The sequence below is a fragment of the Methylicorpusculum sp. genome, assembly GCF_030651835.1.
Taxonomy (GTDB): domain Bacteria; phylum Pseudomonadota; class Gammaproteobacteria; order Methylococcales; family Methylomonadaceae; genus Methylicorpusculum.
In genome coordinates, this window is sequence record NZ_JAUSBX010000050.1 from 92102 (window position 1) to 113943 (window position 21842).

Annotated in this window: 22 protein-coding genes; 13 read left to right on the forward strand and 9 right to left on the reverse strand. The window is 46.5% G+C overall.

Annotation, left to right across the window (positions count from 1 at the left end; translation table 11 throughout):
• Positions 1-120: 120 nt before the first annotated feature.
• The 7 genes from dapF to Q7V32_RS06725 all read left to right on the forward strand — a co-directional run bounded on the left by dapF (position 121) and on the right by Q7V32_RS06725 (position 6329).
• The gene (gene dapF, locus Q7V32_RS06695) at positions 121-948 is read left to right on the forward strand and encodes a diaminopimelate epimerase (RefSeq protein WP_370690782.1); all 828 of its coding nucleotides are present in this window, start codon (positions 121-123) and stop codon (positions 946-948) included.
• Positions 945-1631, forward strand: a complete 687-nt coding sequence (locus tag Q7V32_RS06700) for a DUF484 family protein (RefSeq protein WP_304896205.1) — start codon at positions 945-947, stop codon at positions 1629-1631. The genes dapF and Q7V32_RS06700 overlap by 4 nt, the downstream gene beginning before the upstream one ends.
• 1 nt (position 1632) lies before the next feature.
• The gene (gene xerC, locus Q7V32_RS06705) at positions 1633-2541 is read left to right on the forward strand and encodes a tyrosine recombinase XerC (RefSeq protein ID WP_304896206.1); all 909 of its coding nucleotides are present in this window, start codon (positions 1633-1635) and stop codon (positions 2539-2541) included.
• Between the two features lie 79 nt (positions 2542-2620).
• The gene (locus Q7V32_RS06710) at positions 2621-3682 is read left to right on the forward strand and encodes a DUF2333 family protein (RefSeq protein ID WP_304896207.1); all 1062 of its coding nucleotides are present in this window, start codon (positions 2621-2623) and stop codon (positions 3680-3682) included.
• 4 nt (positions 3683-3686) lie between these two features.
• Positions 3687-4001 carry a DUF4389 domain-containing protein gene (locus Q7V32_RS06715; protein WP_304896208.1) on the forward strand — a complete coding sequence of 105 codons (315 nt, stop codon included), beginning with the start codon at positions 3687-3689 and terminating at the stop codon, positions 3999-4001.
• A gap of 9 nt (positions 4002-4010) precedes the next feature.
• Positions 4011-5099 (forward strand): DNA polymerase IV, encoded by a 1089-nt coding sequence (gene dinB / locus Q7V32_RS06720; RefSeq protein ID WP_304896209.1) that lies wholly within the window; start codon positions 4011-4013, stop codon positions 5097-5099.
• A gap of 582 nt (positions 5100-5681) precedes the next feature.
• Positions 5682-6329, forward strand: a complete 648-nt coding sequence (locus tag Q7V32_RS06725) for a hypothetical protein (protein WP_304896210.1) — start codon at positions 5682-5684, stop codon at positions 6327-6329.
• Between the two features lie 137 nt (positions 6330-6466).
• Here the strand turns inward: Q7V32_RS06725 and Q7V32_RS06730 are convergent, their stop codons facing one another.
• The 9 genes from Q7V32_RS06730 to def form a co-directional block, all read right to left on the reverse strand.
• The gene (locus Q7V32_RS06730; protein WP_304896211.1) at positions 6467-7237 is read right to left on the reverse strand and encodes an ATP-binding protein; all 771 of its coding nucleotides are present in this window, start codon (positions 7235-7237) and stop codon (positions 6467-6469) included.
• A gap of 217 nt (positions 7238-7454) precedes the next feature.
• Positions 7455-7847 carry a 30S ribosomal protein S9 gene (gene rpsI, locus Q7V32_RS06735; RefSeq protein WP_304896212.1) on the reverse strand — a complete coding sequence of 131 codons (393 nt, stop codon included), beginning with the start codon at positions 7845-7847 and terminating at the stop codon, positions 7455-7457.
• 11 nt (positions 7848-7858) lie between these two features.
• Complete coding sequence (gene rplM / locus Q7V32_RS06740) at positions 7859-8287, reverse strand: 50S ribosomal protein L13 (protein WP_304896213.1); 429 nt, start codon at positions 8285-8287, stop codon at positions 7859-7861.
• A gap of 278 nt (positions 8288-8565) precedes the next feature.
• Entirely contained in the window at positions 8566-9924 is a 1359-nt protein-coding gene (locus Q7V32_RS06745; RefSeq protein WP_304896214.1) for a sigma-54 dependent transcriptional regulator, read from the reverse strand.
• Positions 9925-9945: 21 nt separating this feature from the next.
• On the reverse strand, positions 9946-12087 hold the full coding sequence (locus Q7V32_RS06750; protein ID WP_304896215.1) for an ATP-binding protein: 2142 nt from the start codon (positions 12085-12087) through the stop codon (positions 9946-9948).
• A complete protein-coding gene (locus Q7V32_RS06755) occupies positions 12069-12656 on the reverse strand; it encodes a DUF4390 domain-containing protein (protein ID WP_304896216.1) in 588 nt (195 codons plus the stop codon). The genes Q7V32_RS06750 and Q7V32_RS06755 overlap by 19 nt, the downstream gene beginning before the upstream one ends.
• The gene (gene rsmB / locus Q7V32_RS06760) at positions 12634-13923 is read right to left on the reverse strand and encodes a 16S rRNA (cytosine(967)-C(5))-methyltransferase RsmB (protein ID WP_304896217.1); all 1290 of its coding nucleotides are present in this window, start codon (positions 13921-13923) and stop codon (positions 12634-12636) included. The genes Q7V32_RS06755 and rsmB overlap by 23 nt, the downstream gene beginning before the upstream one ends.
• Positions 13920-14852, reverse strand: coding sequence for a methionyl-tRNA formyltransferase (gene fmt, locus Q7V32_RS06765; protein ID WP_304896218.1), 933 nt, complete (start codon positions 14850-14852; stop codon positions 13920-13922). Before fmt ends, rsmB begins: the two co-directional genes overlap by 4 nt.
• Positions 14849-15361, reverse strand: coding sequence for a peptide deformylase (gene def, locus Q7V32_RS06770; protein ID WP_304896219.1), 513 nt, complete (start codon positions 15359-15361; stop codon positions 14849-14851). The genes fmt and def overlap by 4 nt, the downstream gene beginning before the upstream one ends.
• 98 nt (positions 15362-15459) lie before the next feature.
• On the opposite strand from def, the gene Q7V32_RS06775 reads away from it, so the two are divergent.
• The 6 genes from Q7V32_RS06775 to Q7V32_RS06800 all read left to right on the forward strand — a co-directional run bounded on the left by Q7V32_RS06775 (position 15460) and on the right by Q7V32_RS06800 (position 21561).
• A complete protein-coding gene (locus Q7V32_RS06775; RefSeq protein ID WP_304896220.1) occupies positions 15460-16521 on the forward strand; it encodes a LysM peptidoglycan-binding domain-containing protein in 1062 nt (353 codons plus the stop codon).
• 8 nt (positions 16522-16529) lie between these two features.
• Positions 16530-17618: a DNA-processing protein DprA gene (gene dprA / locus Q7V32_RS06780; protein ID WP_304896228.1), complete on the forward strand. Its 1089-nt coding sequence runs from the start codon at positions 16530-16532 to the stop codon at positions 17616-17618.
• A 12-nt stretch (positions 17619-17630) separates the two neighbouring features.
• Positions 17631-18098 carry a DUF494 family protein gene (locus Q7V32_RS06785; RefSeq protein WP_304896221.1) on the forward strand — a complete coding sequence of 156 codons (468 nt, stop codon included), beginning with the start codon at positions 17631-17633 and terminating at the stop codon, positions 18096-18098.
• A 23-nt stretch (positions 18099-18121) separates the two neighbouring features.
• Positions 18122-20455, forward strand: a complete 2334-nt coding sequence (topA, locus tag Q7V32_RS06790) for a type I DNA topoisomerase (RefSeq protein ID WP_304896222.1) — start codon at positions 18122-18124, stop codon at positions 20453-20455.
• Between the two features lie 221 nt (positions 20456-20676).
• The gene (locus Q7V32_RS06795) at positions 20677-20895 is read left to right on the forward strand and encodes a hypothetical protein (RefSeq protein WP_304896223.1); all 219 of its coding nucleotides are present in this window, start codon (positions 20677-20679) and stop codon (positions 20893-20895) included.
• A gap of 15 nt (positions 20896-20910) precedes the next feature.
• Positions 20911-21561, forward strand: coding sequence for a hypothetical protein (locus Q7V32_RS06800; protein WP_304896224.1), 651 nt, complete (start codon positions 20911-20913; stop codon positions 21559-21561).
• Positions 21562-21842 lie beyond the last annotated feature (281 nt).

Genomic DNA, 21842 nt, shown 5'->3' on the forward strand with positions numbered 1-21842 from the left:
TAGGCAAGCCAGGAAAATGCGAAACCATTCCCCGTCAGGCAAGTAGTTACCAATGACATTCAATAGTTTCGAAATACAAGACGTACGTTTTTACATTTTTATGTACAGAGAAAAAACAGCATGATCAAGTTCACCAAAATGCACGGCTTAGGCAATGACTTTGTCGTTATTGATGCCATCCATCAAAACATTTCATTGTCTTCGGAGCAGATTCGCTTTATCGCTCATAGACATTTTGGTATCGGTTGTGATCAGGTTCTACTGGTTGAACCCCCGGTAAGTGATGCGGCCGATTTCAAGTACCGCATCTTCAATGCAGACGGCAGCGAAGTCTCTCAATGCGGTAACGGCGCTCGCTGTTTTGCTAAATTTGTTAGAGACAAGCAACTGACAGAAAAGGATGAAATCCTGGTCGACACCAACAGCGGTCAATTATTGCTATCCTTTGACCGGGACGGCATGATCACCGTCAATATGGGCATCCCCAAACACAATCCGGCGGAAATACCGCTTTTGGCATCAGTTGAATCCCGATTTTATACCGCCATTGTTAATAACACGGAAAAAGCTTTCGGAGCGGTATCCATGGGTAATCCTCATGCCGTTTTGCAGGTTCACGACGTCAAAACAGCGCCGGTCCATGAGATTGGACCGCTTTTGGAAAACCACCCTGACTTTCCGGATCGGGCCAATATCGGTTTTATGCAGATCATCGATAAACATCATATTAAACTGCGTGTCTATGAACGCGGTACGGGTGAAACCATGGCCTGCGGAAGCGGCGCTTGTGCCGCTGTCGTAATTGGTATTGAACAGCACTTGCTGGATCATCACGTCACCGTGGAATTACCCGGAGGCGAATTAAAAATCGAGTGGGACGGGCGAGGTCAGCCTGTTTTGATGACTGGTCCCGCCAGCATCGTTTTCGAGGGAAATATTGAACTATGAGCCACCCCAACATCACTTCTGAAATATCCGAAGAGCAAGTCGAGCATTATTTACGTAAACACCCGGAGTTTTTTAATGATCATCTTAATCTGCTGGAAAAACTGACCATCCCGCATCCCAGCGGAGATGCTATTTCCCTGATATCCAAGCAACTGGAGATTTTCAGAGTCAAGCACCAGGAATTGGAAAACCAGCTTACGGCCTTGATAGAGATTGCCCGTGACAATGATACGTCGTTCAATCGCATGCATAAATTGACGCTGGCGTTATTGGACGCTTCAACTTTAGAAGAAGCCATTGTCAATCTGGAACACGTATTTAACGAGTATTTTTTGACTGACTTCGTGTCTATCAAAATCATTTCCGATCAACACTCTTACCTCGGCAACTTGTTTATTTCAGCTGATAGCCCGGATTTGCAGCATTTTTACCCTATTTTATCCAGCAACCAGGCAAAATGTGGGCGTCCCAGCCTGGCACAAGCCAAGGTTCTGTTTGGCGGCAATGCGCTGCAAGTCAAGTCATGCGCCATTATTCCGATGGCTTTTACGCAACTGGAAGGCATCATTGCAATCGGCAGCCAAGAGGAAAACCGGTTTCATTACAGTATGGGCAACCTATTTCTGACCCAGATGAGTGAAATTATCGGCACGCGCTTGATTGCCCTACTCGAGCACAATTGACGTGACGCCTGCTGCGACTCAATGGCTGGAGCGATTTATTGAACAGCTGCAGATCGAAAAAAGGTCATCGCCGCATACCGTCATAAGCTACCGCCATGATTTGCTTAAGTTAACCGCCTATTGTGATGAACACAACATTCAGGACTGGCCGGATATTCAGCCCGCCTTGATTCGCGGCTACATCGCTGCCCGTCATCGTCAGGGGATGGGCAGCAAAAGCCTGCAACGTGAATTATCTTCAATTCGCGGATTTTTTAAATTTCTGTTAAAACTTCAAGTAGCATCAATAAATCCTGCGCAAGCGATCCGAGCGCCCAAACAGGATAGGAAATTACCCAAACTGCTGGATGTGGATCAAGTCAGCGGCTTACTGGATGCGAACACTGTTTCTGTGCTGGAAATACGCGACCAAGCCATGTTCGAGCTGTTTTACTCCTGCGGTCTACGCTTGAGTGAATTGACCGACTTGAATATCAACGACCTGGACCTATCGGACCGCACGTTAATTGTACGTTCCGGTAAAGGCAATAAAATGAGGGTGCTGCCCATAGGCAGTAAAGCGGTAAAGTCAGTTACCAGCTGGCTGATGCAACGACCTCAATTTAACGCCGGTGATGAAACGGCCTTGTTTGTCTCCAATCGCGGCAAACGCATCAGCACCCGTAATGTCCATCAACGCTTACAAAACTGGTGTCAGACAAAAGGTGTAGCCGAACACGTCCATCCTCACATGCTGCGCCATTCATTTGCCAGCCATCTACTGGAATCCAGCCAGGATCTGAGAGCCGTCCAGGAATTGCTGGGTCACGCCAATATCAGCACCACGCAAATCTACACACATCTTAACTTTCAACATCTTGCTGACGTCTATGATCAAACCCACCCTCGGGCAAAAAAAAGGCCGGAATAACGACGAGGCATATTACGTCATCGCAAAAAAAACTGTTATCATTGGGGCATAAGAATGTTCTCTTTAAAGGATACTGGAAATGTCAGAAAACGATTCGCCGCAAAGTGAGCAATACAGAGGGATCCTATGGGTACTTGGCGTAATAAGCGCCGTCGTTTTAGTGGTAATGATTGTATTGGGCTTATGGTGGGGCGAACCGCCCAAGCCATTTAATGTTTTTGATGAAGCGGTCATTCGCACCAAAGACACAAATACGACGAATAACATGCCGATTGGCTATGTATATTCCAATACACTGGCCCACATCGCCGAGGTTCTGCTACACAAGCCCGGCGGCTATATCACTAATGACGTGGCCCCGCCCGGTTTATTGCTGGATAACATTGCCAGTTGGGAATTTGGCGCATTGGTCATCCTTCGCGATGCGACTTCCGCACTCAGAAATCACTTTGCCCGTGACCAGTCTCAATCAGCTGAAGACCCTGATTTGGCGATAGCCGAACCTTATTTTTACTATGAGCGAAACTCATGGGCCTTGCCATCAACAGAGGCGGAATACCAAAAAGGTATAGATGCATTACACAACTACATGACCCGACTGCAAAATCCGGATGCAAGCAGAGGTAAAGGCAAAGGCAAAAAGGCCCATTTCTATCCCAGGACTGATAATTTATGGCAGTACGTGGAATTAGTCATTAAGCGTTTAGGGGGGATTTCCACCCGTCTGGCAGCCAGTGATGCCGGCAATATTGTCAGAGAGTTGACAGCCCAAAAAACATTGGCGTTGACGGCAACCGAACAAAATACGATAGACCAGAAAACCACACCACTGACCCAAACTCCCTGGATGGAAATTGATAATATTTTTTATGAAGCGCGCGGTGCCTCCTGGGCACTGTTGCATGTATTAAAAGCAATCGAACATGACTTCAGGGACATTTTGCTGGATAAACGCGCCATGAATACGGTCGATATCATGATCCATGCCCTTGAAAATTCACTGGCCCCTACATTAAGCCCGGTGGTCCTGAACGGCAGTGGTTACGGTCTATTTGCCAACTACTCACTCACCATGGCTAACTATATCGCCAGAGCCAATGCAGCAGCATTGGACTTAAGAGACATCATGAATCGCGGCTAATCACATGCAAGAACAAATCAACGAAAACTTAAAAAAGCCAAGTACCTGGAAAAGAATTGTATTTATTATGCTGTTTGCCATCATAGTCGGCTTGGTCAGAGTCGTATTGTGGGGAATCATTCTATTGCAAATCGCCTACACCTTACTGACTGGAAACAGCAATAAGAATATATTGGACCTGGGCAAAAAACTGGCTGCTTATCTGTACCATATCCTGTTGTTTCTGACGTTCAATACGGATGAAATGCCTTTTCCTTTTTCGGATTGGAACACAACCGAAACGCTGGAAATCCCCAATAAATATAAAAGCGATAATTAATTTGCGGTGATGGCGGGCATTAAAAAAATCATCCATATCGACATGGATGCTTTTTTTGCCGCCATTGAACAAAGAGATTTCCCCGAATACCGCGATAAGCCGCTGATCGTCGGCGGCAACCCCTGCAGTCGAGGCGTAGTAGCAACCTGCAATTACGAAGCCCGTCAGTACGGCATACATTCAGCCATGTCCTGCGCCAAAGCCCTGCAACTGTGCCCCCATGCGCTGTTTGTTAAACCCAGGTTTGAGGCCTATCGATCCGTTTCCAACACAATCAGAACAATTTTTGCCGAATTCACTCCTATATTTGAGCCTTTATCGCTGGATGAAGCCTACCTGGATGTAACAGACTCAGCCGATTATCAGGGTTCGGCCACACGTATTGCGTTAGCGATAAAGACGCGCATCCAAGAAGAAACCGGACTGACCGCGTCAGCCGGCATTTCCTACAACAAATTTCTCGCCAAAATTGCATCCGACATCAACAAACCGGACGGACTGTTTGTTATAACGCCCGATCAAGGGTTGGCTTTCGTCGAGCAATTACCGATTGGCAAATTTCATGGCATAGGCAAAGCCACGGAAAAAAAGATGCATCAGTTAGGCGTTTATAGCGGCAATGACCTAAGAAAACTGTCTTTAACCCACCTGCAACAGCACTTTGGAAAAGCAGGCGTCTATTATTACCATATCGCGCGAGCTATCGATGATCGCCCTGTTAAATGGGACCGTATCACTAAATCGGTAGGTGTTGAAATCACTCTGCCAGAAGATATCGACGATGGCGATGAAATATTGACCCAATTGACCGCTCTTTTAGAGAAAGCCCAGACCAAACTCACCGATAAAAATCTGCAAGCCAGCACCTTGACCCTCAAAGTAAAGTATTTCGACTTCAAACAAATCACCCGTAGCCGGACTTTCCAAGAAGCCATCTCAGAGAAGATGGACTCAACCGCTTTATTTAAAGATCTTCTTAAATCTACCGATGTCGGTACAAAAAAAGTGCGTTTGCTGGGCGTCACGCTGTCATCATTAAATGACCTTGAACCCGAATCAGTCGCCAAACAAATTGACTTGTTTAGCCCTGACAATTAGCCCATAAATTCTTCCGAGATTGGCCGCTTTTTTTAAAATTGAGAATGTATGCCCGGACAACCAATATCCTCCTGATCCGCTCAAAATGGCAGATGACAGCGGTTTGAAAACCGTATGTCAATTCGTCATGACACAACTGACAGCACAGCTGACATAACTGTCACTTCCGCTTCTATTTCCGCAACAATTTCCCGCTTGAAATGTTCAGCGTCATTTTGGACTGGAAAAAGCCTTTCTATACCTTTCGCACTTCAAATTTCGGCAGTGCCTAAGGAGGTCGGCAAAGGCTTTGCCAGCATGGAGCTGGCACAGAGCCTACATCGATGTATTTACGGCGTCCTTTGACGGGCACCCCGGTGCCGAATTTCGATCTACGATGGGCATAGGAACATCGTAAACCCATCCCTGGGTTGACAACAGCAGCCCTGCTGACGACACCCTCAAAAATCTTTCCCCCCAGCCCTTTTAGAATGACTGCTATTTCCGGCTTAAAAGAAAAGTAAAACCGCACCAGGATGTTGGCACTAACCTTGCTTTAAGTAATTTAGCAACATCTCTCAATAACTTACAGGAAAAAATACTATGAAAAAGAATTACAGCTACGCAGCAATGCTTACCGGTTTATTAATGGCCGCCTCAGGAGCAACGAATGCAGCCTCCGTTCTATTTACTGCTTTTGATCAATACGGAAGTGATCCGGTCGATTATGTCGTCTCGATTGATGATTTAACCGCCGGATTTTTCAACGTTAATGTAAAAATTGCCGAGAACAGTCCTAACCAAGGCGACATCCGTGGGATTGCTTTTGCTTTGAACTATGAGATTACAGCTGATGATATCAGCGGCAGCGATATCACCAAAATAGGATTAAACACTTTAAATAACAAAGACGGAAACAATTTCAATGGACAAGGCAGTGGTTTGTTTACCGGCGAAAATAATTATTTTTTATTGTCAATAGGCAGTGCAGGGTCTAGCTCAGGTTTTATTACCAGCACTAATTTCGCTATAGCAAGTCTGGGTAATTCTCTGGAAAATGCATTTTCCGTATTTGGCGTAAGAAGCCAATCAGTCGGACCTAACGGTTCAGGAAGTTCAAAAGACATTTCAACTACAGTCACATTTGATGGCGCCCCCGTCCCTGTTCCTTCTGCCGTATGGTTTATGGGAAGCAGTTTGATAGGCTTAATGGGGGTTTCGCGTAAAGCTAAAACATCTGTCCAAGCTTAAAAAGACTGACACTGAAAAGCTTTATATCCGGCAATTCTTAATGCTAACAACGAGCCTGCTCATCAAGAGCAGGCTTTTTTTTGACTTAGGTGCCCATATATTTTGCATTGCAAGACAAATCTTTCCCTTAAACACCGTCAAGCTTTCAGAAACACCGCCGCCATGGCATTGTAGAACTGCTTGGCCGTTCTGCCGCTTTTTGCTGCACGCAGATGTGAAAATTCAAGCGCAGCCTGATGTAAGGCGTCAGAGCTACCCTGATAAGCAGCAAAATAGCTGTCAACTATGGTCAGATAAGTTTCTGTATTAACCGGATAAAACGAAAGCCATAATCCGAAACGATCGGACAATGAAATCTTCTCCTCAATGGCATCGGAGTAATGGACTTCGCCATTCACAAGCCGCGTATCCAGATTATCTTTCATCAGTTCAGGCAATAAATGCCTGCGATTGGACGTCGCATAGAGCAAAACATTATCCGGGGGTAATTCTATGGAACCTTCCAAAACACTCTTTAGCGCTTTGTATTGATTTTCGCCCGTCTCAAAAGACAAATCATCGCAATAAATAATAAATCGTTGAGGCTGCTCACGAATCTCATCGACAATTTCCGGCAAATAAACCAGATCCTCTTTATCCACTTCGATGACACGCAATCCTTCCGAATGATAGGCATTAAGCAACGCTTTGATCAACGATGACTTTCCCGTGCCGCGCGCACCCCATAGCAAGGCATTGTTAGCCGGTTGCCGAGCAAGAAACTTTTCCGTATTAGCGATCAATTGCCGCTTTTGAACGTCAATTCCCAACAAGTCATGCAAACCTATCGGATCCAGCTGCTTGACCGGTCTCAGATATTCTTTTCTCTGCCGCCATATCGCGGCATAAGTTCTGTTCCAATCTACCATCACGTCCCCCTTTACAAACGGTTTTACTGCTTGGCCGAAATTATTCATTGGTTAGATTGGCGATAGCCGTAACCAAAACCCACCCTGCGCATCAACTTAATTTTTTTGTTCCGTTGAATAGTTACCTTGGTTGTAAATTAACAAATCAATGAGCAAAAAAAAAGCCGCATCTAATGCGGCTTTTTTAACACGTCTGATAAGCAGGCGGTTACAACAATTAACGTTTTGAGTACTGAGGACGTTTTCTGGCTTTGTGCAAGCCGACTTTTTTACGTTCAACAACACGCGCATCACGTGTAACATAGCCCGCTTTTCTTAATGATGGACGTAAAGCTTCGTCGTACGCCATAAGAGCCCTGGCCAACCCGTGACGAATTGCGCCAGCTTGACCGGAAGGTCCGCCGCCTTTGACAATCACGTTAACATCGAATTTGCTTTCCATATCAACGCATTCTAAAGGCTGACGCGAAATCATCTGGTCGGTTTTACGGCCAAAATATTCTTCGATGCTTTGTTTATTGATCGTGATTTTACCAGTGCCGGATGTAGCGTAAACTCGCGCTACTGCGCTTTTACGACGGCCTGTTCCGTAATACTGTGCTGCTGCCATGATCTACCCGCTTATAATTCTAAAACTTTTGGCTGTTGAGCCTGATGATCGTGATGAGGACCTGCATAAACTTTCAATTTCTTGAACATTGCACGACCTAGTGGATTTTTGGGTAACATTCCCTGCACGGCAGTAGTTATAATACGATCAGGAAAAGTTTGTCTCAGCTTACCCAAGCTGGTTGATTTCATATTACCAACATAACCGGTGTGACGGTAATATATTTTGTCTTTTTCTTTATTGCCTGTAACGCCAATTTTTTCAGCGTTGACTACGATAATGTAATCCCCGGTATCGACATGAGGCGTAAATTCTGGTTTGTGTTTACCGCGAAGACGTCGTGCTATTTCAGTGGCAAGGCGGCCAAGCGTCTTCCCTTCTGCATCAACTACGTACCAATCGCGCTTAACTTCTGCTGGCTTTGCACTAAATGTTTTCATTGTCGCTGTTTGATCTGTTAAGGCTTAATAAAAGATCGAGAATAGTACTCAAAAAACACATTTTATTCAAGTGTTATATTAATCAGACCTTTTATTTGTAGTTCGCCTTGCTCTTATTATACCTTTCTCACTTCAAATTTCAGCAGTGCCTAAGGAGGCAACGGGTTGTTCGGCAAAGGCTTTGCCAGCATGGATGCTGGCATAGAGCCTACACGGATGTATTTACGGCGTCCTTTGACGGGCACCCCGGTGCCGAATTTTGATCTGCGATGGGTATATTACAACTTGATGTTAAGCGAGTGCAGCTTGCGATAAAGATGAGTCCGCTCCATTCCTATAATTGATGCCAACTTGGCGACGCTGCCGCCGCTTTTCTCAAAATGATACTCCAGATAGGCTTTTTCAAAATGCTCTCTGGCTTCTTTAAGAGGCATATTATAAAACTCGGGCACTGAAGAACTGTTTATAACGCCCTCAGTCACTGAGCCTAATGCCGATTTGACTTCCTCAACATCCATATCATCACCGACACCCAATATCATCAGACGCTGGACCAGATTTCTTAATTCCCTGACATTTCCCGGCCAAGTGTAATTTCGCAGATAATTTTGCGCTGCCATAGTAAATTTTCTAAACGGCAACTTCTCCTGAGTATTGAAATAATCGACATAAAAATTCAATAACCCCGGTATATCTTCGCTGTGTTCGCGTAAAGGGGCGATTTCCATCGTGACTTCGTTGAGCAAGTAATACAAATCCTGACGAAAACGCCCGGCTTTGACTTCCTCTTCCAGCGGCGTCCTTGTCGAAGCGACGACTCTCACATCGACTCGCACCGGCTCGCTGCCGCCTACCCTTAGAAATGAACTGGATTCAAGAGCGCCCAGCAACCTCTGCTGAGAATCTTTATCCATACCGCCGACTTCCGACAAAAACAACGTGCCTCCATTGGCTTGTTCCAGAAGCCCTGGGTAAATTTTGCCGGCTTGTTCTTTGCCAAAAAACTCAATAGCTGAATTTTCGGGCGAAATACTGCCAACCGCAACGGCAATGAAGGCGCCTTCACGTCGCGTGCTGTTGTTATGCATATAGCGCGCATAGAGCTCCTTACCCACACCCGCAACGCCTTGAAAGAGAACACGCGCATCATGCTGACCCAAGCGCTTTAATTGCTCTTTGGTTCGCGCTACGGCGGCGCTTTTTCCTACCGGCTCAATGTCCTGTATTAACGGTCTCAGTGAAGCCCTATCGCTCAACTGTTTTCCGGATTCCAAAGCGCGCTCGACAATCAACAATAATTTAGCCAGTGACAGCGGTTTTTCCAAAAAGTCATACGCGCCCAACCGGGTCGATTCAACTGCCGACTCAACCGAACCATGACCCGACATCATAACAACCGGACACATCACTGGATCTTCACTCACCCACTCCTTGAGCAAGGTGATTCCGTCAGTATCGGGCATCCAGATATCGAGCAATATAAGATCCGGGTTTTGATTGATTTTCAGTGTTCTTGCCTCTGCCGCATTTTCAGCGACACAGACGCGATAGCCCTCGTCTTCCAGTATCTCCCGGACTAACCGGCGAATATCTGGCTCATCATCCACCACCAGTATATGTGCTGCTTGTACATTCATAGGATACTCAAGAATAAAACGTTAAACGGCGGGCAACTGTACAACGAAACCCGCACCTTCTTTATAAACGGTATCGACCCAAATCGAACCACCATGTTCCTCAATGATTTTTTTAACTATCGCAAGTCCGAGACCTGTGCCCTTCGCTTTAGTCGTCACATAGGGCTCAAAGACCTTATCCACCTGATCTTCATTGATACCGGGACCATTATCACGAAACAACATTTCGATAAAATTCGCATTATTTTTTCTCGCGCGGCTGAGTCCAATATAAATTTCTCCGGTCTTTCCAGCCGCTTCCAGCGCATTTTTGATTAAATTATGCAAGACTTGGCGAATTGCAACACGATCTGCACTAATAACAAGAGGATTATCGTTGAAAGCGGTAATAAATTTAACGCCGGATTGCAAGGCATAAAGCGCTAATACTTCGGGAACCAATATAGCCAAATCAATATTTTCGGTTTGTTTTTTTGAAGCCCTTGCGTACTGAGAAAAATCGTCAACCATTTCTTTCATGGCTTCGACTTGCTGAACAATCGTTTGCGTGGAACGCAGCAGAATTTCCTGCGATTTTGCTTGCAGCTCTCCAGCCAGTTTAAGCTGCAGCCGCTCTGCGGACAACTGAATGGGCGTCAACGGGTTCTTGATTTCATGCGCCAAACGCCGGGCAACTTCTCCCCAGGCCGCATTTTTTTGAGCCTGAATTAAATCGGTCACGTCATCAAACACCACAACCGCCCCAACCCGGCCTCCCTCAGGCGAAAACAACGGCGTTCCCCGGCACAACAACTCTTGTAATCCGTTGATCCCCAGAAAAGAGATACGCTGCTCCCAAATATCATCCGCCTGCTCCAGAAGCTCCTGAATTTGCCGCAACGGTTCGGCCAGCTCTTTATGCTCATCCGCCAAATCCAGCAAGGTTTGATCAACAAACCGGCTGACCTGAATATGAAAAATACGATACGCCGCTTGATTGGCCGTCCGGATTTTATAATGCCTATCGAAACTGATAACGCCTGCCGTCAAATTGGACAAAATCGTTTCAAGATAGGCACGCTGATTTTCTACTTCAATCCCCGCCATGCGCGTTTCATCACGGGCCCTGGCGATGCGTTGAGACATATCATTGAAGGATTCTACCAAAAACCCCAAATCATCCTGAGCCATAACCGGCAGACATTGCTCATAATGACCCTGAGCCACCGCCTGAGTTCCCTTGACCAGTTCTTTAACCGGCTGAACAATTTCACGGATACTGATAAAGGCGACCCAAATGGCTGCCGACAAGCTCATTAACAAAACCAGAGAAAGCGCCAGCGAAAAGCTGAGTTTCAATGAATCCCTGAGAAAATTCATTTCCTGATAACGCACAAAGGCAAATTCGACAGAATCCGCTAGATCGGTGATTCTCAGTGGAACAGGATAAAGCGCCTGCAGATATTGAATATCTTCAGAATTAACCGTAACAATCACCTGTATGCGCAGCTGCCCCTCAAGCGAGGGGTCTAATGCGACATAATTGCTATTCTGGCGCAGGCGCATCCAGATATGCTCATCGGGAATACTGGGCAAAATCTCACTGGGATTGATGCTGCTGGAAGCAATAATCCGGCCTTGTCGGGAAAAAAGCGTCATTTCCGACGCCCCCGAAAAATCCCGCATATGCTCCATTTCAAGTGTTACCCCGGCTTCTGACTTATCACTTAACCGGTCTATCAACTGCTCGGTTTGCTTGAGATACCAGCGCATTCGCTGATCAAGCGCCACCTGGCTTAATTCGAGAGAATCCTCCATGGCTCTGTCAATTTCCACATTGAACCAGCTGTCAATGCCTTGATGTAAAAACTGCATGGAAAAGTAAAACACGATGGCAGCCGGAGCCAAAGCCAGCAACACAAATAACGAAACCATCCGGGTCGTCAGTCTTGAGCCGGCCTCGCGTTTTTTTAATTGCCGTACCAGAGAAAGGGTATTGACGCCGATCAAACCCAGCAAAATGATCGACCCCAAGGCATTGATGATCAACAGCCAGGAATACAGCTCATTTAACTCCGATGACTCCTGAGTCGCCGAACTCATGAGCTGCAAAGACAGCAGAACAAAGCCGAAAAGGACAAAAATCAGCACACTGACCGGGAATCTTAGTTTTCTACCGGCCATAACATCCAATCACTCGATAAGTACCATTGAGAATTAACATAGGACTCAGGCCGTAACGGCAACGGCAGCGCCTCTCTGTCAAAATTGACTTTAATACCCGCATAATATTTTTCATCCGGGTCCATTTCGCCTTGTTTTACCAGCATCAAATCCTTTATGAGCCCCATGTCAGTCAACGCAGCTTGCAAATTAGAATAGCTTTCGCTCTCGTTATTCTCGATTCGGGTAACACGATAGGAGTTAAATAAAGCCTGATACTGAATACGAAGCCGCGTTGAATAGCTAAAGATTGTTTTATCCCACATCCAGTTTCGACTCTGCGCCACTTTGACTGATACATCCCAATACAAAGGGATACCTTTCTGCAAAGCATTCCTGGCCTTGCTACTTAAGTTGTAAACAATATTCGCTGATAACTGATAATGACCATCCTGCCGGTTAATCAGCACATCCTTAATTTCAACTCGGGGATTTTGAGCATGAGCATGTCTGGCAGAAACTGGAAAAATACCCGCCAAGATCAGCAGGCACAGTAAGGAAAGAAATTTACTGCTTGCGTAAGCGTGCATAATAAAAACCGTCCATACCTGACTCTCCGGTCAGAATCTGCCTGCCAACACTGGCTTGAATACCCCATAAAGGTTCAATGGGAAATTCCTGGGCATCATCATGCGCTTTTAGAAATGTAGCCATTTGGAATTCATTTTCCTGTTTATGGATAGAACAGGTCGCGTAAACAAGCACGCCACCCGGCAGCAGCAAAGGCCATATCGCGTTGACTATACTGCCTTGCAACTCAACTAATTTAGCCATGTCATCCGGTTTGCGTAATAACTTGATGTCCGGGTGCCTGCGAATAACACCCAAGCCCGAGCACGGCGCATCGACCAGAATGCGGTCAAACAGCTTGCCGTCCCACCAGGAATCAGGATTTGCCGCATCGCCAACCAATAAAGTCGCATTTAAACCCAGGCGGGCCATATTTTCCTCGACCCGCTCCATTCTGGCCGCATCACAATCAAGCGCCACCAATTCAGCAAGCTCCGGTTGAATTTCGAGCAGGTGAGCCGTTTTTCCGCCCGGCGCCGCGCAGATATCCAGCACTCGATGCCCGGCATCAACACCCAATAATCCGGCGGCCAGCTGCGCAGCGGCATCCTGAACCGACACCAGACCTTCGCCAAAACCGGGTAACTGTTCAACCGGAACAGGGTGCTCCAATATCAATGCGGCGGGTGCAGCGCTAACCTCTGCCGCAGCAATACCATTGTCAGTCAACCGCTGAAGATATTGACCTCGAGTCAAACGCGACTGATTAACCCTAAGCACCATAGGCGCTTGACGGTTATTTTCAAGGAAGATCGTGCCTGCCTGTTCCGGCCAATCCTGCTGAATTAATGTGATCAGCCATTTGGGGTGACCGGCGGCCAGCACAGGATCATTATCCAAATTGGCCTGCAACTGGTCCTGCTGTCTTTGATAGTTTCTAAGCACGGCATTGATGAGGGATTTTGCCCAGATTTTTTTTCTCGGCAGCGCGGCCACCGTCTCTGATACGGCAGCGTGTTCTTTAACACGCATGTAAGCCAGCTGATAAATGCCCATTAGCGCCAGCACTTTGACTTCATTATCTTTAATGGGTTTTATCACCAATTGATTAAGCAAAAACTCCAGCGGATAAAACTGCCTGATGACACCGTAACAAATCGCTTGAACAAAGGCCTTGTCTTGAGGCTTGATACCCTCCGGCAACAGCTGATCAAGAGCCGCCGTCAACGACTGCCCTTCTTTTAAAACACGACCGATAATTTTGGCGGACAGAAGTCTTAAGTTCACGTGCCACAACCCAATCTTCGGGCATGAAGATCATGGGCGTTGATAAAGTCCCGGGCTGAAACGCGCTTTCCTCCGGGCAATTGAACTTCCAACAAACGCAATACACCTTTTCCGGTTTGGACATCCAGTTGTTTATCGTTGATTAAAACCGTACCCGGAGCCTCGTTCGATTCACTACTTACCGGTTCAGCACGCCAGATCCTCAAGACATCACCGTTAAACGTGGTTTGAGCCACCGGCCAGGCATTCATGCCTCTGACTTTAAGCGCCAGCACCTCGGCAGATTGGCTCCAATCCATCAAAGACTCGGATTTGTCGAGTTTCTCTGCATAGGTCACCAAAGCTTCATCCTGCTTTTCCGGGTGCAACTCGTTCTTATCAAGCTGATCCAGCACTTTGCTTAGCCCGACAGCACCCAATTGTGCGAGTTTATTGTGCAAATCACTGGCCGTATCATGAGGCTCTATCACGTAAACTTCCTTATGCAGCATATCACCCGCATCCAATTGCCGGACTATTTGCATGATCGTCACACCGGTTTCTTTATCGCCCGCCATCAGCGCTCTTTGAATAGGCGCCGCGCCGCGCCAACGGGGCAGCAAAGATCCGTGAACATTAATACAGCCGTATTTTGGCAAATCCAATACGGATTGCGGCAGAATCATTCCATAGGCGACAACAACCATCAGGTCGGGATTAAAGTCAGCCAGCTGCTTGAAATCACTTTCATTTTTGAGTGACGCAGGTTGAACCACGGTGATTCCGGATTCAAGAGCCAAGGCTTTGACAGGACTGGGAGTCAATTTTCGCCCGCGGCCCGCCGGTTTGTCGGGCTGTGTATAGACGGCGCAGACCTCATGCGATGAAGCCAGCAGCATCTGCAACGCAGGCACAGCAAATTCCGGCGTACCGGCAAATACAATTCTCATAAGATTTTTTGTTCCAACTTGTGAATTTTTTCCAGCTTCCGCTTGATGCGTTGCCGTTTTAACGGAGAGATGTAATCAACAAATAATTTGCCCTCTAAATGATCCATTTCGTGCTGCACACAAATTGCTAATAAATCATCCGCTTCCATTTCAAACGCTTTGCCTTGTCTGTCTAGCGCTCTTACTTTGATGCGTTCGGCCCGTTTAACTTTCTCAAAAAAGCCAGGCACTGATAAGCAGCCTTCTTCGCCCTCTTCAACACCGTGTTTTTCGATGATTTCGGGATTGATCAAACACAAGGGCGATTTTTTGTCCTCGCTGACATCCATTACTATGATACGCTGATGAACATCGACCTGCGAAGCGGCCAAGCCAACACCTTTTGCTTCATACATGGTTTCAAACATGTCATCGACCAGTTTCTTGATACCCTCATCAACCCGCGCAACCGCTTGTGCTTTTTTTCGCAGACGCTCGTCAGGAAACTCTAAAATAGTCAAAATACTCAACAATCTCTCCTGCATAATTTTCAATGCTGGAATTCTATATGATTTAATCTAAACTTTGAAATCACTCCACATAAAAATGACCGATCAGGAACCTGTTTATGGCCTTGCGTAACCTTTTGGGATTATTAGCACTTCTAATATCCAACTTAGCCATCAGTGAGGAATTGATAGCAATAAACCCCAATCACCCTGACCGTTACACGGTGGTCGAGGGGGATACATTGTGGCATATTGCCGGACGATTTTTACAACGCCCCGAACAATGGCCCTATTTATGGCAAACCAACCAGCAGATTGAAAACCCCCATTTGATCTACCCGGGCGATACCATCGTTTTTTCCCTGGTTAACGGTCAGCCGCAGTTAAGCCTTACAAACACAAATGTCTCATCCTACGAAACCTCAGAAAATGCGGACTATGTAAAACTGACGCCTCGCATCCGTGAAACGGATTTGAGACAGGCAATCAAACTGATCCCGTCTGAAACCATTGCCAAATATCTGGTATCGCCGCGCATTGTCGGCCCTGATGAACTCAATAAAGCGCCTTACATCATCGACTTTGCCGGTGACCGCCTGCTCGCTGGCGCAGGAGATCGCATCTATGTTCGCGCCATCGAGCAACCGGAAACGCTCTCTTATACGATATACCGGCAGGGCGACACATTGAAAAGCCCCAATTCAGCAGAAATTCTGGGCTATGAAGCTAAATATATCGCCGAAGCGACACTCAATGAGAAAGGCGATCCCGCCACACTGACCATTACAAAATCTACAAGCGAAATTCGAACCGGTGACCGATTAATGACGCGTGAAGAAGGGGATTTCACGCTTAATTATTTTCCGCACGCTCCCGAGGAGACAATAGAGGGAAATATCATCAATGTACTGGACGGCGTCACGCAAATCGGCCGTTATAACGTTGTGTCCATAGACAAAGGTCAAGTTGATAATATCAGCGTTGGTCATGTATTTGATATCTACCGTAGCGGCAAGACAGTTCGCGATACCTTCAGCATCCAGCGTAATGATGAGATTCAAATGCCCGATGAAATAGCCGGAAAATTGATGGTCTTCAGAGTCTTTGAACGCGTCAGCTATGCCCTGGTTATGGAAGCCACACAGGCTATTCATGTTCTTGACCGCGTAAGAACACCCTGAACAGCGTCATCCCCGCCAATGATCTTAAATTCTGGCTGGCGTTATTACGCACGCCGGGCGTTGGCTGTAGAACTTTTCTGAGACTGCTGCAAGGGCACGCGCCGGAACAGTTGTTTAAGGAATCCAGAACCGCTCTATCTGCATTAGGCTTGAATGATAAAAGTATTGAATTCATTCGAGCACCTGACTGGTCTCAAGTAGACAGCGATTTACTGTGGCTGGAATCGCCACATCAAGGCGTTATAAGCATCACCGACCCGGCTTACCCTGTTCTGCTCAAAGAAATATCGGACCCGCCGCCCTTACTGTTTTTCAGGGGTGAGTCCGCTATTTTGAACTTGCCGCAAATTGCTATGGTCGGCAGCCGCAACCCTTCTACCCTGGGCCGGGAGACAGCGCTCAGTTTTGCCAAATCGTTGGCCAACACCGGCTTTGTCATTACCAGCGGACTGGCTTTGGGGATAGATGCCGCCAGTCATGAAGGCGCGCTGCTGGTTAATGGACTTACCATTGCCGTGGCTGGAACAGGGCTTGACCGGGTGTACCCTGCCTGTAACAAAGCCTTGGCAACCCGAATTTCGGAAACCGGCGTTTTAGTTTCTGAATTTCCGCCTGGCACTACGGCTAAAGCAAACCATTTCCCCAGACGGAATCGAATCATCAGCGGCTTAAGCATGGGTTTACTGGTGGTAGAAGCCGCTAAACAAAGCGGCTCACTGATCACGGCCAGAATGGCACTTGAACAAAACCGGGAAGTTTTTGCTATTCCCGGATCCATTCATAACCCGCTCGCCCGCGGTTGTAATGCACTGATCAGGGAAGGCGCAAAACTTGTTGAAACATCTCAGGATATTCTCGAAGAATTAGGTCAATACAATCAACAAGATGCCATAACAACTCCGTCTTTATCACAATCAATGCTTGACCTGGAGCAACAAACATTATTGAATCTGATCATGTTTAGCCCCACTTCTGTTGATAAACTGGTAGAAAGCACAGGCCAATCCGTTGAAGTCATTTCGTCAATGTTGCTGGTTATGGAACTTCAAGGTTACATTGAATCAATGCCCGGCGGGTGTTACACCCGCATTAAATAATTTATACCTACTATGAAAGAAAATATTTTTGATGTCTTGATGTATCTGTTTGAAAACTATATGGAGGATGAGATTGAGATCCTGCCTGACAGTGAGCTGATCAAGAACGAACTTGAAGAAGCTGGATTTGATCAAACCGAAGTCAACAAGGCTTTCGATTGGCTGGAATCCTTGAGTTTGCAAGGCAAAATCAATCCTTCGGCCTCTCATGCCTTCCGTATATTTTCAAGCCAGGAACTTGAAAGACTGGATATTGAATGCCGCAATTTTTTAATGTTTATTGAACACAACGGCATTTTGTCGCCTGCCAACCGTGAACTTGTTATAGACCGTGCAGTAGCACTGGAAAATGAAGAGATTTCTCTGGAAAAACTGAAATGGATCGTCTTGATGGTATTGTTAAGTCAGCCCGATGAAGAAATTGCTTTTTCACGAATGGAAGATATCGTTTACGATCAGATTCCTGCTTACTTGCATTAAACCGGCCTCGAATTAAAGACCTAATGAGTAACAACCTTGTCATTGTAGAATCCCCTGCAAAAGCTAAAACGATTGAAAAATATCTGGGCAAAGACTTTCATGTTTTGGCCTCCTATGGCCATGTCAGGGATCTGATCCCTAAAGAAGGCGCCGTAGATCCGGAACATGACTTTGCGATGAAATATGAAATCATTGATCGCAACCAACGCCATGTGCAGGCCATAAGTAAAGCCATAAAAGAAGCTCAAACCCTCTATCTGGCAACTGACCCCGATAGAGAAGGCGAAGCGATTTCCTGGCATCTTTACGAATTACTGAAAGAAAAAAAACTGCTTAAAAACAAGCCGGTACACCGGGTTATTTTTCATGAAATAACGAAGAAAGCGGTAACTGAAGCCATCGCCAACCCGACCGAACTTTCGATCAATTTAATCAATGCCCAGCAGGCCCGGCGGGCTCTGGATTATCTTGTCGGCTTTAAATTATCGCCTTTACTCTGGAAAAAGATTCGCCGCGGCCTGTCGGCCGGACGCGTTCAAAGCCCTGCCCTGCGAATGATCGTCGAAAGGGAACTTGAAATCGAAGCGTTCAAAACGCGAGAATACTGGAGTATAGATGCGGAACTGACGGCGCAAGAGCAAACGTTTAAAGCCAAATTGACTCATTTCAATGGCGAAAAACTCAACCAGTTCAGCTTTGAAACGGAGGAGCACGCCAGCCAGGTCAAACAAACCTTGCTGGATGCCGCTGACGGCAAACTGCATGTTGTCAAAGTCGAGAAAAAACAACGTAGCCGCAATCCGGCCCCCCCTTTTATAACTTCGACCTTGCAACAGGAAGCAGCGCGCAAACTGGGATTTACCACCAAGCGCACCATGATGGTGGCGCAGCAACTGTACGAAGGGATTGACCTGGGGGGTGAAACAGCCGGGTTGATTACCTATATGCGTACCGATTCGGTCAATTTGTCGGTTGACGCGGTGCTGGAAATAAGGGAATTGATTGCCGAAAAATACGGCGCAATCAACGTACCCAAAGAACCCCGGCAATTCAAAACCAAGTCAAAAAATGCCCAGGAAGCACATGAGGCGATAAGACCCACTTCCATCAGGCATCAGCCCGCTGAGGTTCAGAAGTACCTGAGCGCGGAACAATTTAAACTGTATGATCTCATCTGGAAGCGCACGATCGCCTGCCAGATGATTCACGCCACGATAGACATGGTGGCCATTGATTTTTGCTGCGGCGAAGAGCAGCAACACCTCTTCCGAGCAACAGGATCAACCATAGCCAAACCGGGTTTTATGGCTGTTTATCTTGAAGGTATTGACGATACCCAGGAAGGCGACGACAAAGAAAACTTTTTACCCGCATTGGAACAAGGCCGCCCTGTCCCGCTTAATGACATCATAGCCGGGCAACATTTTACCGAGCCACCGCCCCGCTACAGCGAAGCCAGCCTGGTAAAAACATTGGAAGAACACGGCATTGGCCGTCCCTCTACCTATGCATCGATCATTTCGACTTTGCAAAACCGTGAATATGTCACACTGGAAAGCAAACGTTTTTATCCTACTGACGTGGGACGCATCGTCAATAAATTCCTGACCGAACATTTCACCAAATACGTCGATTACGATTTCACAGCCAATCTTGAAGATGAGCTGGATGCCGTTTCGCGCGGTGAAAAAGAGTGGATTCCTTTGATGCATGCATTTTGGAACCCCTTCAACACCCTCATCCATGAAAAAGATGAAAGCGTTCAACGCAAGGATGTGACACATGAAGCGATTGATGAAAAATGCCCCGAATGCGGTAGTCAACTGTCGATTCGATTGGGCCGTAATGGCCGTTTCATCGGCTGCAATAATTACCCGGAATGCTCTTATACACGGAATTTGAATGAAGACGGCAGCAGCGCCGACGCACCGGAAGTCGTAGAGGGAAGAACGTGCCCGAAATGTGACTCGCCTCTGGTCATCAAAGCCGGTAAATACGGCAAGTTCATCGGCTGCAGCGCTTATCCCAAATGTAAACACATTGAGCCTTTGGAAAAACCTCTGGATACTGGGGTCACCTGCCCTCAATGCAAAGAGGGCAGCATACTCAAACGTAAATCGCGGTTCGGCAAAATATTTTACTCGTGCTCCGAATACCCCAAATGTAGTTATGCGTTGTGGGATGCGCCAATCAAAGAAGAATGCCCTACCTGCCAATGGCCGATTCTTACCGTAAAATCAACTAAACGGCGCGGCGTTGAAAAAGTGTGTCCACAAAAAGACTGTAAATATGCGACACCGTATGAAGGTGATCCGGAAGATGTCAATGGGCCGAAAGAGCTGGCTGCTAGCCAATAGCTGAAAGCAAATGGCTATTTTAATGATTTGCTATGAAGGCAGAGCCGACTGAGCAAGGCTTAAGGCGAGTAGTTACAAGTTTCTTATACTCAATTTTTAGCCATAACCGAAACTTAATGCTGCTATTTAATGCCGAATAAATGCAAGATTGACTCAACACAAACTAATAATGATAATCACTGTAACGGCGTGAACGCATAAAGCTCACAGAGGTACGAGAGATGACAACTAGATCAGCAAAAATTCTGCGTTTGACTGATAACGGCATAGGCTATATGAATGATGATGTCAGCCATAGCATCACCGCATTTTCTTTTGAACAAATAAAAGGTTACAAAGGCGAGACTGCCAAGGAACTAGGGTTATTCAACGGCACAGAAGTTATCGTCGAATACGATGACGATCAACACGTCAATGCGGTATCGATTCCCAACAAATAACGGCCGCCTAGATTGATGCAAGAGTTGCTTGATCCAGCCAAAGCTCGTAGCACCTTGCTAACATGGACACCTGATCACCCTATTCCTCGATCCGTTAGAAATTGGGGCTTTTGTGCTGACTTCAGCAACTGGCTTCCCGGTGATTTGATTTTAGTCAGCGCACAAAAACCAGGCTTAATTCAGCAATCCATTCGTAGAATACAAGCACAGGGTGGTTATGACACTGTGCATGCACGCTGGGAGCACGCTGCGGTCTATATAGGATCGAGCGCCTTGTGCGAAGCAACGCGCAAAGGCGTTGTCGTGAGCGATATTTACCAATACATTGGACAGCACCTGATTAGAGTGAGGAGAAACCCTACACTTAATAATGATCAAAGATGGGAACTCGCTGTCAATGCATTAAAATTACGAAGCTACCGATATGGTTATCGCTCTATTCTCACCTTACTATGGAAATCCCAATTTTCAGGCTACTGGGGAACCAGAACATTTACTTATCCCCAACGCACAAGAATTTGCTCTGAACTCTATGCCGATGCCCATACCAAAGCCTCCAACGGCATAATTTTAGGAAATATCACTTCCGGCGAAATAACGCCTGCCAGCTTGAGCATGGAAAAGAAACTGATCGATGTAAAAACCAAGTGGGTCAAAATAATTTGATATCCCTACTTTACAAAAAACTCGGATCTACCCTCTAAGACGAAAGAAATTGGACACTTAAGCGTGTTTGCATCCAGCAGAACAAACTTCGACCAGCGACACTGCTTTCATGGTCGTGGGCGAGAGGATCTTCAAACATGATCCTAAAAAGAGCAGTTAAAACTTGCTAAACTATCTCAAGTAATTGATATCAATTGAGAATGAGGCGCTTATGCAAGAGATCATGACTCACCCATTGGGTGATGGCCAATCAAAAGCATTGATACCCTTAGCCGAACCCG